10 protein-coding genes and 1 tRNA gene are annotated in these 15,135 nt (G+C 56.1%); 3 read left to right on the forward strand and 8 right to left on the reverse strand.

The features are described 5' to 3' along the window. Nucleotides 1-2 precede the first annotated feature (2 nt). From Q0K10_RS10915 to Q0K10_RS10930, 4 genes are all read right to left on the reverse strand, one after another. Complete coding sequence (locus Q0K10_RS10915; protein ID WP_294506893.1) at nucleotides 3-1,418, reverse strand: MATE family efflux transporter; 1,416 nt, start codon at nucleotides 1,416-1,418, stop codon at nucleotides 3-5. A 263-nt stretch (nucleotides 1,419-1,681) separates the two neighbouring features. Beyond that, on the reverse strand, nucleotides 1,682-2,557 hold the full coding sequence (locus tag Q0K10_RS10920) for a sugar phosphate isomerase/epimerase (protein ID WP_294506895.1): 876 nt from the start codon (nucleotides 2,555-2,557) through the stop codon (nucleotides 1,682-1,684). Nucleotides 2,558-2,608: 51 nt separating this feature from the next. Beyond that, complete coding sequence (gene argC / locus Q0K10_RS10925) at nucleotides 2,609-3,634, reverse strand: N-acetyl-gamma-glutamyl-phosphate reductase (RefSeq protein ID WP_294506897.1); 1,026 nt, start codon at nucleotides 3,632-3,634, stop codon at nucleotides 2,609-2,611. A 77-nt stretch (nucleotides 3,635-3,711) separates the two neighbouring features. Further along, complete coding sequence (locus tag Q0K10_RS10930) at nucleotides 3,712-5,802, reverse strand: DUF349 domain-containing protein (RefSeq protein WP_294506899.1); 2,091 nt, start codon at nucleotides 5,800-5,802, stop codon at nucleotides 3,712-3,714. A 267-nt stretch (nucleotides 5,803-6,069) separates the two neighbouring features. Between Q0K10_RS10930 and htpG the strand changes: the two genes are divergently transcribed. Together htpG and Q0K10_RS10940 are read left to right on the forward strand one after the other, a co-directional pair. Further along, entirely contained in the window at nucleotides 6,070-7,977 is a 1,908-nt protein-coding gene (gene htpG / locus Q0K10_RS10935; RefSeq protein WP_294506901.1) for a molecular chaperone HtpG, read from the forward strand. A 51-nt stretch (nucleotides 7,978-8,028) separates the two neighbouring features. Continuing rightward, nucleotides 8,029-8,116, forward strand: a tRNA-Ser gene (locus Q0K10_RS10940). Nucleotides 8,117-8,822: 706 nt separating this feature from the next. Here Q0K10_RS10940 and Q0K10_RS10945 read toward each other — a convergent pair. Next, nucleotides 8,823-9,485, reverse strand: coding sequence for a DUF2971 domain-containing protein (locus Q0K10_RS10945; protein WP_294506903.1), 663 nt, complete (start codon nucleotides 9,483-9,485; stop codon nucleotides 8,823-8,825). Between the two features lie 66 nt (nucleotides 9,486-9,551). Between Q0K10_RS10945 and tnpA the strand changes: the two genes are divergently transcribed. Continuing rightward, on the forward strand, nucleotides 9,552-10,019 hold the full coding sequence (gene tnpA, locus Q0K10_RS10950) for an IS200/IS605 family transposase (protein ID WP_294506905.1): 468 nt from the start codon (nucleotides 9,552-9,554) through the stop codon (nucleotides 10,017-10,019). A gap of 360 nt (nucleotides 10,020-10,379) precedes the next feature. Here the strand turns inward: tnpA and Q0K10_RS10955 are convergent, their stop codons facing one another. From Q0K10_RS10955 to Q0K10_RS10965, 3 genes are all read right to left on the reverse strand, one after another. Beyond that, nucleotides 10,380-12,302 carry a recombinase family protein gene (locus tag Q0K10_RS10955; RefSeq protein WP_294506907.1) on the reverse strand — a complete coding sequence of 641 codons (1,923 nt, stop codon included), beginning with the start codon at nucleotides 12,300-12,302 and terminating at the stop codon, nucleotides 10,380-10,382. Next, nucleotides 12,302-12,727: a DUF2924 domain-containing protein gene (locus Q0K10_RS10960; RefSeq protein WP_294506909.1), complete on the reverse strand. Its 426-nt coding sequence runs from the start codon at nucleotides 12,725-12,727 to the stop codon at nucleotides 12,302-12,304. Before Q0K10_RS10960 ends, Q0K10_RS10955 begins: the two co-directional genes overlap by 1 nt. 138 nt (nucleotides 12,728-12,865) lie before the next feature. After that, on the reverse strand, nucleotides 12,866-15,135 hold a 2,270-nt coding region (locus Q0K10_RS10965; RefSeq protein ID WP_294506911.1), incomplete at its 5' end, for a terminase gpA endonuclease subunit.

The raw sequence follows: 15,135 nt of genomic DNA on the forward strand, positions 1-15,135 counted from the left end.
CCTCATGTGTTGGTCGCTTTTTTTACTATATCACCGCTTGAAGGCAAAAGCAAAGCGGAGTTGAACCGGAGCTGGCGGACGGCCGGATTTTTCCGGTATTCTTCCTCCCGTTTGTACAACAGCTGAAGAAGCAGTACGACGGCCGCCATGAACAGTTTTGAAACCGGCATGGCCGCCCAGATTCCGTCGGTTCCGAATAGATGCGGCAGCAGCAGCAGAGAAATCGGCAGCACGACGAAGCAGTCCAGGTAGACCAGCAGAGAGGCCGTTCCCGGACGGCCAATCGCCTGAAAATAGGATTCCGATACCTTCTGTATCCCGAGAAACGGGTAGACCAGCGCACTGATCAGAAGTCCCCGTTCGGCGAAATGGAGCGTTTCCGTTCCCGCATTGAAGAGATCCGGAATGATTCTGCTCCCGCCGGCGGACAGTACTGCGCCGCCGACCCCGATCAGAACTGCGGCAAAGAGACCGCGATGCGCAATGGAATTGCGCTGTCTCGTTTCTCCGGCCCCCTGCAGATAGCTGATCAGCGGCTGTATTCCAGTCCCGATCCCCTGTTGCAGCATGAGGATTGTCGATTCGACATAACTGATGATCGCATAAGCCGCCACTGCGGCGACGCCGCCGTAAAGAAGCGTCTGCCGGTTATGCAGAAAAATGACTGCTGCAACAGAGATTTGCACGCCGAATGATGGGATCCCCGCCGTGACGATGCGGTGCACCAGTTTCGGTTGAAGCCGGAACATGGTTCGACGGATTCTGAAGTGCGTGCGCTCTGAACCAAAGTAACAGAGCGCAAGCAGAAAGCAGATCATCTGCGCCAGAATCGTCGCCCATGCAGAACCCGCCACTCCCCCCCGGAATACCAGTACGAACAGATAGTCCAGAAGAATGTTCGCAATGAGTCCGGCAACCATGATTCCCATGGCAAGACGCGGAGCTCCATCATTGCGCATGGCGGCAACCAGACAGACGGTAGCCATCATGAAGAAACCACCTCCCATCGTGATCTGTACATAAATCCGAGCCGCCGGAAGCAGCTCCGGCGCAGCTCCCGCCGCGATCAGTATCGGGTCCAGCAGCGGCAGCAGCAGAATTAGAAGCAGCACAGCTGGAACCAGCAGAATCAGCATATTGCCGAAAAGTCTGTCTGCCACCCGGAGATTGCCGCGCCCGCGGGCCAGGGCTATGGCTACCGCACCTCCCGTGCCGATCATTTCGCCGCAGGCGACGATCAGAAGTGACAGCGGGAATGCTACGTTTATTGCGGCCAGACCGGTATCCCCGGCCCCCCAGCCGACGAAAAATCCGTCGACCAACGTGTACACTCCGGCGGTCAGCATGCTGATTGTCGACGGAACCACGTAACGGAAAAAAAGTTTTCCGGTTCTGGTTGTTTTGTCGTTTCGTACCATGATGAACCTCCGCAGGATTTTACGGAACTTCCCTATGAAGTACCGTATGATATAATCTCATTTGGTATTATATGAAACTATACATCTTTTCTGGAAAAAGTCAAGTCGTCCGGAATTTCAGGGGAATTGCGAAGAAAAAATGGTCTGCCAGGAGGAGGTGGGAGAGACGGAAGGGAAACGGAATCCTTTGAGCGCAGGGAAACAGGAAGGGAGCGTGCACGCAAAACCGTGCTCCGCTCCCTTTCAGTCTGCGGGCTGCAGGGTTACATCATGGATTTGAGCCGGTCGAAGGTCCGGCAGAGCGTTGCAATCGGAATTCTGTAGCCGATCGGAGCGACTTCGTTTTGAATGCATTGCAGTTTCGGGGCGCCGGCGAGTGTCGACATGACGTGCTGCCAGTCGATGTTACCGTTGCCGGGCAAATTGTGATCGTCGTACTGCCCGAAGTTGTCATGCAGATGGCAGGTCACGATATGGGGCAGGAGTTTTTCCAGAACCCGGTTGTCCCACGGAATCGCATCCGCCCAGCCATCCCAGCCATCCCGCGCGGCCGATACCGGAAACTCCTTTCCCTTCGCCATGAGGTTCGCGTGTCCGGCATCGTAACAGATTCCGAGGAACGGTGAGCGGAAATGGTCGAGGATCGCAAGCAGTTTTTCCGGCGTGTTGGTCGGAAACCAGATGTTCTCGATCGCGATGACGACTCCGCACGTTTCCGCCGTCGGCAGCAGCGCCTCGAGCGACTGCAGAATGCAGTTGTGATAATCGTCGAGCGAATATTCCCGGAACGGCACGTTGCCGACGTGGATCGTACAGCTCTCTGCTCCGAAGTCGCGCACGATTTTGAGCACGAGTTTCAGACGGTCGATCATCATGGGGCGTTCGTCCGCAAGCGGATTGTCGAGATCCTCATGGATGCCGAACGGCGCATGTGCGCCGCAGAACGTCAGTCCGGCTTCCCGGGCTTCTTTCCGGAGTGTTTCAGCGAACTCAAATTGCTGCATGACTCTGCGCAGCAGGCAGTCGGCCAGAACCAGATGGTCGGCTCCATTCACCGAGAATTCCTGCATCAACAGCGGACGCAGACGGTCGGAGCACTCCTGCCAACTGAAAAAATGAGAAACCGGTATTGATTTCATGATTATCCTTCCGAATGAAAAAAGGGCGGAATTTGATCCGCCCGCATATTGTTAGATAAGTCCCTCGGCTTCATCGAGTCCGAACCGGATGTTCATACATTGAACCGCCTGTCCGGAAGCCCCCTTGGTCAGGTTGTCGATGCAGCTTGTGACGATGACCTTGTTCGTGTGCGGATCGAGGTTATAACCGATTTCGCAGGTGTTGGTCATAAACACATATTTCGTGTCGCTCGTGCGTTTCGGCGGCAGAATCCGGACGAACTGTTCGCTGCCGTAGGCCTGCTGGTAGACTTCGCCGATCTTCTCGAGCGTGGTGCCCGGCATGGCATCCATGACGATGGTCGAGTTGATGCCGCGATTCATCGGCGCGAGATGCGGGATGAAATTGATCGCCATCTCGGGCTGCCCGGCCGCGAAGGCCATCTCCTGCTCGATCTCCGGCAGATGACGGTGGCCGACGACGCCGTAGGCTTTCAAACTCTCGTTGCACTCCGGGAAGATGTAGGGCAGATCGACCTTGCGGCCCGCGCCGGTCACGCCGGAACAGCTCGCCACGACGATTCCCTTCGGACTTACGAGTTTTGCCGCGAGCAGCGGAACGGTCGGCAGGATCGAACTGGTTGGGTAGCATCCCGCGCAGGCGACGAGGTCGGCGGTTTTGAGCTGCTCCCGGTAACGTTCGGGCAGTCCGTAGACCGCTTTTTTCAACAGTTCCGGAGCGGGATGGTCGACCTTGTAGTACTCCTTGTACTTCTCGGGACTCTTGAGCCGGAAGTCGGCGGAGATGTCGAACACCTTGATTCCGGCGTTCAGCAGCGGAATCGCATATTCGGTTGCAAGTCCATGCGGCAGCGCAAGAATCGCCGCGTCACATTTTCTGGCGATCTCCTCGACGTTCGGCTCGCAGAACACCAGATTCGAACCCGTGAAGCGGGGGAACACGGTCGAGACCGGCTCTCCGGCGCTTTTCCGGGAGGTGATCGCCGTCACCTCGGCGTTTCTGTGCCGCAGAAGAATCCGCAGCAGTTCCTCCCCCGCATAACCGGAGGCTCCGAAAACTGCAACTCTGACTTTCATTTTTTCTGTATCCTCAACTTTTTCACTCTGTTTGAGAAAAAGGCCGCATGGCAGGCGGCCGGTTGACGTGGTTGAATTCAGCGGATCTTGCCGTAGGCGTTGTCGAACCGTTTGAACGAGGCTTCCAGAGCATCGCTTTCGAGCAGTCCGGCATTGGTAAACTCCGAAAGAAGCTGCTTCGGATCGACGCTCTTCGAGCGGCTTTCGTGCGCATTCGCCGCGGCGAAGTTTCCGGCGATCGCGGCCGTGAGTTCGGCAGCGAGCGCGAGTGCGTCGTCCGCGGCGGATTTCGGCTCTTCCTTCGACTCGATGCCGACGAGTTTCTCAAGCTCGGAGGTGATCCGCTTATGTTCCGCCGCTGCGTGTTCGAAGGATTTCGCAAGTTTTTCCTTCGCTTTTTCATCTCCTGCCGCCGCCTGACCGATCAGGGCGGCTGCTGCGGCGAGTTTCGGGAAGCGGTCGAGATGTTCGATCGCGAGGCGTCCTTCCGCAAGCGGAGTCCCGGCTTTGACCTCCTCCCAGGCTGCGGCGAGCGAGCGTGCGACACTCTTTGCGAGCGTGAGCTTGTCCGCGAGCACGCGGGATCTGGCGGAGCCGAGGGCGGCTTCGAATTTCTCCCCCGCCTTGATCTCCTGCTGGAAGGTCTTCCGGCACCCGAGTTCCTTGAGTTCGCGACGGATTGCCCGGTAGCGCGAATCGGCCGCCGCCGTGTCGGTGATGTCTGCGGCGAGCCCTTCGATTTCGGCGATGAGTTTTCTGGCCTGCTCCTCGCGGTTGGCGAACGCTTCGCGTCGGCCGGAGAAGAACTTGTCGAGCGCGGCATTGAATTTTTCCGAAAGCTCCTGTTCGGCGCGTCCGGCGCGACCGGCGGTCATGAATTCGCTGCGGAGCTGTTTGGCGCGCTGTACGGCGGCGGGGGAGTCGACGGATTCACCCGCAAGCTGTTCGGCTTCGGCAAGGAGTTTGCGCTTGATTTCCGCAATCGCTTCGAATTTCGCGTTGCGCTCATCGAACCAGGCGCTGCGGGCGTTGAAAAATTTGTCCGCGGAGGCGCGGAACGCGGCGAACAGCGCCTTCTCCTGAGCGCCTGCTCCCGGAATCGTCTTCCAGGCGGCCTGCAGCTCTTTGAACGCGGCCGCAGTCGCATTCCACTCGGTCGAATCGGCGAGAGCCGCGGCTTTTTCACAGAGCTCCTGCTTGGCGGCGGCGGCCTGCTTGTGCTGTTGCCGGAGATGGGCGTAATATTCGTCGACGCGGTGCTGGAGTTTGCGGGTCGCTTCGAGGTAACGCGGATTGATTTCGTCGGCCTTCGCTTTCGGAACCGCTCCGAGCTGTTTCCATTTCTCCCGAAGTTCCTGAAGCCGTTTTGCGGCTTTCGGCAGTTCGGCTTCCGGCAGTTCGATGAGGCGGTCGAGTTCGTTGCAGAGATCCTGCTTGAGCGTAAAACTTTCCCAGCGTGCGAGATCGAGTGTCTCATAATGTTGTGCGAGCTTCGCCGCCGCTTTGCGGTGGGCGTCGTTGTATTTGTCCGCGGCGGCCTTGGCGACCTTGCCGAGGGCTGTGTATTCCGCTTCGATGGCGGTTTTGCGCTCCTTCAGGAGATTCATGTCTTCGCCCGCGGTCAGGGCAATGAGTTCTTCGGTGAGTTTTGCCGCGGCTTCGGAGCGGGCGTTTTCCTCGGCCTGTTCGGCCTCCATCCGCTCTCTGAGCGGGGTGAATTTTGCCAGAAATGATTCTGCGGCAGACTCTTCAGCAGTGAGTTCGGCGGTGCACGCCTCCCATTTTTTTCCCAGAGCTTCGACTTCGGCCGGGGTCACGAGTTCGCCTGCGGCGAGCAGGGCGTCGAGTTTCTGGTGCAGTTCGACCGATTCGTTGATTTTGGCGAGATGCTCCCGGCGGCGTTGTTCGGCCTCGGCTGCCCCGCGTTCCGCCGCCTTCTCGGCCTCGGCGAACCGCTTGTCGAGGATCTCGGCGTATTCAGGCGGAATCTCCGGGAGGGAGTTCCATTCGGTCCGGAGCGCTTCAAGTCGAGCCGGGTAATCCTCCGCCGCGCTTTGCGGCAGTGCTTCCAGCTTGCAGCACACTTCCTCCCGCCGGTGAAGTTGTTCGCGCAGTACGTCCGACATGCCGCCGGTTGCGGCCCGGGGATTTTCGATTTGTTCGCTCATGACTCCATCTTTTCCCGTTTTCGCGGCCGGGCCCGATGGACGGACTCGGCCGGTTTGCATGTATGGAACCGGAACGCCGATTCCGCAAAGAAAGCTCCTTCATTAATGAACTTCATAGATTATAATCCCTTATTCCGTTTTTTTCCAACCGGGAACGGTGTCCGGACTTGATTTTTCCGCAAAAAAAATTATATTTCATAATTCAGTTGTAAAGTGGCGGTATTTACCCGCTGTTGAAATTTATTTTACGAAAGAGGATGAAACGATATGGCAAAGAACATGGAATTCAAGACGGAAGTGCAGCAGCTGCTGAATCTGATGATTCACTCTCTGTACTCGAACCGCGATATTTTTCTGCGCGAACTCATTGCGAACGCGGCCGACGCGATCGACAAGGCGCATTTCGAAAGCCTGACCCGCCCGGAACTCGCGCGTGACTGGCAGATCCGGCTCGCGGTCGACAAGGATGCCAAGACTCTGACGATCAGCGACAACGGCATCGGCATGACCGAGGAGGAGGTCGTTGAGAACATCGGCACGATCGCCAAGAGCGGCACGAAGGCGTTCCTGAAGATGCTCGAAGAGCAGAAGGAGAACAAGGAGCCGCTGCCGGAGCTGATCGGTCAGTTCGGTGTCGGATTCTATTCGGCGTTCATGGTTGCTTCGAAGGTCGAGCTGGTCACGAAGAAGGCCGGCAGCGACCTCCCGGCCGTAAAGTGGTCGAGCACGGGGGAGGGCACTTACGAGATCGATGCCGCGACCCGCGACGATCAGGGCACGACCATCACGCTCTTCCTGAAGGATGATGCGCTTCAGTATCTCGACAGCTGGAAGATCGGCGAAGTCGTGCGCCGTTACTCGGACTTCATCGCTTATCCGATCGTCTTGCCGACGAAGAAGATCAACGAAGACAAGAGCGAAACCGTCGAGGACAAGGTGCTGAACTCCCAGAAGGCGATCTGGCTGCGCAAGCCGTCGGAGATCACCGAGGAGGAGTACAAGAGCTTCTACAGCCATCTCTCGCATATGGGCGGTGATTATCTGAAGGCGATTCATATCGCGGCGGAAGGTACGAGCGAATTCAAGGCTCTGCTGTTCCTGCCGAAGGAGGCGCCGTTCAATCTCCTGATGCCGGAGATCCAGAAGCGCGGCTTGCAGCTCTATGTGAAGCGCGTGTTCATCACGGACGAGTGCAAGGAGCTGATTCCGGACTACATGCGGTTCGTGGCGGGCGTCGTTGATTCGAGTGATCTGCCGTTGAATGTTTCGCGGGAAATCCTGCAGGAGAATCCGCAGCTGCGCCGGATCGAGAAGGCGATTGTGAGCCGGCTGCTCTCGGAACTCAAGAAGATGCTGGAGAACGAGCGCGAGGCGTACGCGGGATTCTTCCGTGAATTCGGCCGGATCCTGAAGGAGGGGCTGCATACCGACTACGCGAATGCCGAGAAACTCAAGGATCTCGTGATGTACGAGTCGATGAACACGGAGCCCGGCAAGATGATCACGCTCGGCGAGTATGTCGCGGCGATGCCGGAGAGCCAGAAGGAGATTTATTACATCACCGGAGAGAAGCGCGAATCGGTCGCTTCGTCGCCGGCGCTGGAGTACTTCCGGTCGCAGGGATACGACGTGCTGTTCATGACCGACCCGATCGACGACTGGATCATGCAGCAGATGTTCCAGTACCGGAAGAAGAACTTCAAGTCGGTCGCGAAGGGTGATTTCGAAGTCGAGGGAGCGGCGGATCTGCTCAAGACGGCGCAGGAGAAGTTTGCGAAGCTGCTGGAGTTCCTGAAGACCACGCTCGGGGACAAGGTCAGCGAGGTGCGTTTTTCGGCGCGGCTGACGGACAGCCCGTGCTGTCTGATTACGGAAGGGAATGCGCTCTCTCCGCATCTGGAGCGGCTTTTCAAGGCGATGCACCAGGAGATTCCGGAGAGCAAGCGGATTCTTGAGTTGAATCCGAAACATCCGCTCATTGAGGCGTTGTTCAAGGTGTACACCGCCAATGAGAATGCGCCGGAGCTCAAGACCTATGCGCGGCTGCTGTTTGACCAGTCGCTGCTGACGGAAGGCAGTCCGCTTCCGGATCCGGCGGCGTTTGCGAAGGAGGTGACGAATCTGCTTCTGCGCGGTCTTGGCGGCGGCAAGGAGGAGGAATCTTCGGCGAAATAATTGCTGATGCGCTTGAAAAATCGATTTTTCGGGCGCATATTATGCAAACTCGGAGAAATGGTCGAGTGGTTTAAGGCAGCGGTCTTGAAAACCGCCGTGGCGCAAGTCACCGAGGGTTCGAATCCCTCTTTCTCCGCCATTTTTTTTGTACCCTCAAGATTCTTTAAATCAGAGTCAGTTTGTCCCGTAATCGCTAAAACCCGCTTAGTCAAAGGGTTTTACAAAATATATCCCCGTGTGCTTGAAACACACTCAGACCGCAAAATCAGAGTGTTTTCTCCAGTTTTTTGCCCTCTTTCAGTCTGAATTCTGAGAATTCCTGCCGCCCCCTCAAAAACTGGTGCTTTTATGTAAGTTGTTCATAATCAACAATAATTCTGTTTTGAATTATACCTAGCCGGGTGGCGGTTAAAAACTCGCCCGCGAGGGATTCGAACTCGGGGTTGGATGCGGCCGAGTTTTGAGGTCAGCAATCCTACCCAGTTGCGCGGAAATTGGCGGGGTGCGGTTTGAAACACGGTCGTGTTTGGAACCGCCACCCACGGTCTAACTGGTGATAATAGCGCCCCGCTGACCTCAAAATCGGCTGTATTATCACTACCCAAAGGGTGGCAGGAAAAAACTCTCCTACCATTTTTCGGAGTCTAACAAAAAATCTGAAGAAAAAGCCCCTAGCGGGGCCGCAGTCGGCGGCCTGCGGCCGGACCCGGCGATGGCCGCTGGCGCGGATGGATCGCGGCCAAACGGCCCCAAAGCAAAAAAAAGCATCTCTGGGACGTGGGAAAAATAAAACACGGTCGAGTTTTTCCCCACGAGTGATCTATTCTGTGACACTTGAACCTTCCTTACAGCGAAAAGTTCGTCGTTATTGCTCTTTCCATTGTCCCATCGGAACTTATGTCCATAATTTGATAAATTGGAAAATCAGGATTATCTCTCATAAAGTCGCGTAAATGGTTACAAATCTTGCTGTGATCTTGATCTCCAATTCGATCAAAAAATCGCCTGCCGATGGTTATACTTTTCATTTCGCCTATTTTCATATCAGAGCAGGGAATATCATATGATAGGAGTCTAATTTCCTCTTCCATTCTCCAGAAAGATAACTTATGAATCAAACAATCAATTGCCTGCATTTTATCCGTTTTAGTGCGGTCGAATGTTGGTATGGTTTTCCTGTATTTCACACATCTTTTAAATACATTTTCTGGTAGTTCATTGACTTCATATTCTATGCATACACCAGAATGATCTTCGGCATAGTAAGACCATAATAGATAATTTGAGTAACACTTTGAAAAACAGCAGATCTTAATCTTGCTCTTCTCGCCAATTAGTGTTGAAATACTATCGCGGTGAGGACAATATAGGAAATACCCTTCCATTGGATCATTGACAGCTTTCCACGAAGAAAAATGAATCTTTCCTTGAAGATAACTATCAATGTATTTTGCGAAGTTATTGCTTGAGCGATACCAATACAATGTAAAAGGGAATTTCTGTGGCATTTAACCTCTCCTAAATTTGAAAATCTTCGAATGAGACTTTACCATTTTTATATTAGCATTTTGGTTATGAAGAGTGACAATTTATCACACACAAGTTGGAAATGCAAATATCATATTGTATTTGCCCCGAAATATCGCCGTCAAGTGGTATATAACCAAATTAAAGCGGATATAGGAAAAATATTGCGACAATTGTGTGAATTGAAGAAAGTAGAAATTCACGCAGCAGAAGCATGCCCAGACCACATTCACATGTTGGTGAGTATTCCGCCCAATATCAGCGTATCGCAATTTATGGGATATCTGAAAGGGAAAAGTTCGCTGATGATATTTGATCGTCATGCGAATTTGAAATACAAGTATGGAAATCGCCATTTTGGGTGTCGAGACTATTACGTAAATACCGCTGGAGCCGATACCCATGCAATAACAGCATATATCCAAAACCAGTTGGCAGAAGATCAGGCACTGGAACAACTGACATTCCGAGAATACATAGACCCGTTTACGGGTAGCAAGACCCCCAAGGCATAACTAAAAACCGCTTTAGCGGAAGCCAGTAGAATTGTTGCGATTGGCGAATCGCTCAACGCCCGTGTCGGGCTGCCGGTACAAACGCCTTGAAGGCGTGGTGCATACCACCGGCTCAGCCGGTGGTTTTGATTCTTTCTTCCATAAAATCAAAGCCCCAAATCAAATTAACTGGGTGAGCCCCCAGAGTTTTAATCCTTTTCTTCGATGGATTCTGTGATTGTGTTCCTGTCACCCGGCTCCACTCGGCCTCGTTTCCTGCTCCCCCTCCCGTCATCCCCTTCTCGGGCCAACTCGCGCGGCAGGCCCCCAGAAACGCAAAAAGGCGGCAAGATTTCTCCTGCCGCCAAGCGGTTCCCGCTATCACCGTTCCGGAAAGCCGTAAAGCCGCCGTTGTTCGTTCCAGTCCTCCGGGATCGGCTGCTCGGTGAGCTTTGCGATGGACAGCCCATCAGGTTCGATCCCGGCGAGGATCGCCTCGACGATGTCCGGGGCAAGGCTGTTCAGGGAAAGAATGCGGGTAACGTAGCCGTTTTTCAGGCTGAGCTGCTTTGCCAGATCGGTCACGTTCTGGGCCTCGCCGTTGATCAGCTTGTCCATCCAGAGACGCGCGTTGTTGATCGCCCGGAGGAGCGAGGTCTGCTTCAGGCGTTCCGCGCCGGGAGCCGGGATCACCACCCGGCGATGCCCCTCGACCCGTTTCAGTTCCAGTTTCATGGTGATCCGGATGGAACCGTCGTCCAAAATATCCTGCCGACTCTCCGGGATCTCGGCGGGATTGCCGTGGGGCTGGTTGAAGTAACCGCCGACCGCCATCTCGGAAGCCAGGTCTTTCAGTCCGTCCACTTTCAACACGAAACTGATCCGATCCGGGAAGACCACGATTTCGCCGACCACCAGCTGGATGAGCTCCTGCCGCGCTCCGGGGAACATGAACTCCCACAGCCCGGCCGCGTCGCCCAGCGCGGCGATGATCTCGTCCTCGGTCGTGGGCTCGCGCAGAAGCGAGCGTTTGTGCCGCGCCTCCGTCAGTAAGGTCGCGGTCTTCTTCACCTCGTCGTAGTCGATTTCCTCTTTCAGCGACTTCTGTTTCAGCTCGTCCAGATGGGCCTGCAGCATCTCGCAGTCGCGGTCGCAGTTTTTCCGCAGGAGTTCCTCCTTCTGCCGGACGGCCTTCAGGGTCTCCCGCAGGATTGCGGGAGCCTGGAACAGCCCCGCGAGCTGGGAAATCACGGCCTGCTCCAGATCCCCGGCCGGAATCCGCTTCACCGGGCAGAAATGATCCGAATTCTTGTTGAATTCCGAGCAGATGTAGTAGCAGTATCTCTTGCCCTTCTTCCGGGTGTAAGTCGGGGTCAGAGCGCAGTTGCAGTGGCCGCAGATGACGTGGCCGTCGAATGGATGGAAATGCCGCTGGTGCTTCTGCCCGCGCGGATACGGGCTGCGGGCGGTGAGCATCTGCTGGACCTTCTCCCATTGCGGCCGGGGGATGATGGCCTCGTGCTCGCCCTCATAGTTGGTATCGTAATGCGAAACATACCCGGCGTAAATCGGGCTTGTGAGAATCCGGTGGATGGATGTGCTGTTCCACGGTTTCGCCGTATGCTTCTTGCCGGTGCTGACCGACACCCATTCGCGGGTTTTCAGGCCGAGCCGGTTGATCTCGGAGACTGTCGCCTGAATGGATTCAAGCGCCATGTATTTCTCGAAGATCAGCCGGACGGTTTTCGCTTCTTCCTCGTCGATGAGCAGTTTCTTGGTGAACGGATCGGAACGGTAGCCCAGCATCGGGACGCCGCCACAGAATTTTCCGCGCTTCTTGCCGCCCTCAATGGCCGAGCGAACTCGGTCTATAATCAGGTCCCGCTCGAATGCCGCGAATGTGATCAGAATATTCAGCAGCATCCGTCCGGAGCTGTTGGATGTGTTGATGTCCTGCGTGACGCTGACGAAGTGGACGTTGTGTTCCTCGAAGAATTTTTGGAGCTCGGCGAAGTCGATAATTGAGCGAGAAAGCCGGTCTATCTTATAGCAGATGACCATGTCGATTTTCCCGGCCTCGATGTCCGCTTTCAGGCGGGTCATCGCGGGCCGGTTCATGTTGCCGCCCGAAAAGCCGCCGTCATCGTAATGTTCCGGCAGGCAGACCCAGCCCTTGCTTTTCTGACTGTTGATGTAATTCTCGCAGGCTTCCCGTTGCGAGGTCAGCGAATTGAAGTCGCGGTCAAGGGTCGCGTCTTCGACGGATTTCCGCGTGTAGCACGCGCATCTGATGATTTCTTGCATTATTTCACCCCGAAAAATTTCTTCCCGTTCCATTGCGTCCCCGTGATAGCGAAGGCCGCCCCGGAAAGGGATTTGTAAAGCTGTCCGTTATATTCAAAGCCCTCCGCAGTCGCCACGACCACGCAGACCTTGCCCTTCCAGTTCCGTTCGAAGCGGGTTCCGGGGAGGATGCCGCCCGCATTCTTGCGCGGCTTCGGCGTGTTGCCGATCTCGGTCAGCGCCGTCTGCGCCGATTCACTGATGCCGCCGTATTGCATCTCCTGTATTCGGAATGCCAGCTGGCGGCGCATTAAAAGTTTGCCGCAGTCGGGCGGCTCCTTTCCATACAGCTCACGCCATTTGGTCCGCAGCTCGTCCAGCTCCATGACCTGAAGACGGGCGAGTTCCACGCGGATATTGTTTTTCTTTTGAGTCGCTTTCGCCATAATGATCTCCTGCTCAGAATCTTGCGCTATATATAAGCTCTTGTCGAGCGGGATAGCAACTCATTCTGAGCTCAATTTTGCAACTTTTTTTGCATAATCGCGGCGGCCAGAATCGCCGCGATCTGTCTGATGGTCTCATTATCCATTTTTCCTGCTCCTGAGTTCGGAAAGTTTGATCCTGCCGGTATGCGGGACGCTCTCCTGCGCGGGAGCGCCGCTGACCCGGTCGGAGAGTTTGATCCTCGGTCTGGGGGCGGGCCGCGCCGTGCTGGGGAGTTCCGGGAGCGTCGCGCCCAGCATAGAAGCACAGACCGCGCACCCGGCCGTGCAGTCCAGCCAGTGGTTATCGCTCCGCTCCGGCTTCAGCTTCCACTCGTCCACCCACCGGCCGCGCCCCTGGGTCTTCACCCGGTATTCGGCCGTGAGATGTTCGGCGAAAAGCTGATGGATGCCGGGGAGCCTGCCGTAGAGTGAGAGGCTGCCCTTGTCGCCGAGCGGGACCGCGAGCCGGGCGTGAATGAAGCTCTTCCAGTAGTTCGAGTCATAGATGACGTGCCGGATCGCGCGTTTGCCTGCCACGTTGGGCATCATCCAGTTCAGACCCAGCCGGTCGCCGGGCTGCTTTCGGTATTCGGTCATCGGCTTCGAACTCGCGCCGACATATCGCCCGTGCGATGGCAGCAGAACTCCGGCGTGAACATTCTGTCGGCAGAACTGATAGATGATGTCGGTGGACTGACCCCAGTTTGCGTCGATCAGCGCTTTTTCAATTTTGAGAACCGCGCCGTCTTCGCGCTCCCACTCGCGGGAGAGATACTCTTTCGTCAGCGCATCCAGCGCCGCGTAAAGCGCCCCTTCGAAGCCCGCTTTCGGGAACTTGGACTGAATGGTCGGACTTGCGTCCGCGAGCGAGAACTGCCGCCGATGTTGATCCGGCCACGCGCCGTAATCGATCACAGCGCCGGTGAAGTCGTCCGCCCATGCAACTACTACATAGAACAGGAGCGCCTTCTGGACGTCGATGAACATCGTGAGCTTGTCGCAGGCAATCGGCACTTTTTCATGCGCCAGACCGTTGACTTTCCCGGCGATCTCGTCCACAGACAGAATACCGTCATCTTGTGTGTCCTCCGGGAGCGGGTCGTTCTGATATTCCGACTGGAACGCCGCCTCGTCCTGAAGTTTGAGGTTCATCGCGTGCTGGAGCGCGGAAATCTCGTCGTGATTGTAACGCGCCTCCCAGCTCACGACCGCGCCCTCGTCCATTTCAGCGCGATGCGCCCGGTAGAACTCGGTGGCGGCTTCAAAGTTTCCATCTGTCCGGAGCGCTTCCGAGCGAATGTCTGCGTATTCCTCCCAGAGCTTCATATTCTTCGGGAACTTATATACCATCTTGGTTCGCTCGCCATTCCAGTCCGGATGTGTGTTTCTATTCAGGATAATGTCTGCCATATCTCCGGGCCGAATAATGGTGCACGGCATAATGCCGGAAATCTTCTGCCCCGGTCCGGCCAGACCGAGGATATCCCCGGCAAGAACACGCACCCGTTTCCGGGTCTGTTCCAGGGAACCGGCCGACTCCGAGGTCTGCGGGTCGTCGATGATGACGAGGCTCGGCCGCACACTCCGCCCGTCCGCCCGTTTGTATTTCATGCCGCGAACTCGACCGGTTATTCCCGCTACCCGGACGATGATTCCCGAAGCCCGGCTGTCCTTGATCGTGGGCAGCACGATCTCGTTACTGGTCCACGTGATTCGTGTGCGCTCGCCGTGGAAGAGTTGACCGGCGCAGCGGTTTGCGATTCCGTCGAGCTGTTCGATGGGATAACACACTTCCGGGAAGTCTGCGGCGAGGTTCTCGTTGACCTCCAGTTCGGTTTTGATGGAGTCGAGCATTTCCAGCGCGGCGGATTCCGTCGCGCCGATCAGCGTAACGAACTCGCGATGGCCGTAAACCATCGACCAGATGGCGGCAGTTTCAGCGAGCGTGCTCTTGCCCGAACCGCGCGGCATCGCCAGAGCGAACAGTCCGCCCGACAGCACGGCCGTTTCGATCCGCTCAATGACCTTCAGGTGGTCCGGCGACCATTCCAGAGAATAAGTCTCCGGGAAGTAACTCTCGCAGAAAAGCTGGAAATTGCGTTCGCAGGCGGCTTTCCTGTTGGGATTCACGACCTCCGGGAGCTGGCCGATGTCGCGTCCGGCGAGCGACTGTTCCGCCTGACGGTCGCGCTCGGCATTGCGCCGATCCTCATAGCTGCGCGCGCCGGACGTCTCCTCCAGAGTGTGTTTCCGGTCGAACATCCAGGCAATGTATTTCAGGAGGTTGACGTTGCGCGGATTCTCCGAGGAGCCGATCCGGAAGCCGACGCGGTTGAACTCGCGGTAAAGCCGCGCCTGCGCCAGAA

It is taken from the genome of uncultured Victivallis sp., assembly GCF_944391105.1.
Taxonomy (GTDB): Bacteria; Verrucomicrobiota; Lentisphaeria; order Victivallales; family Victivallaceae; genus Victivallis.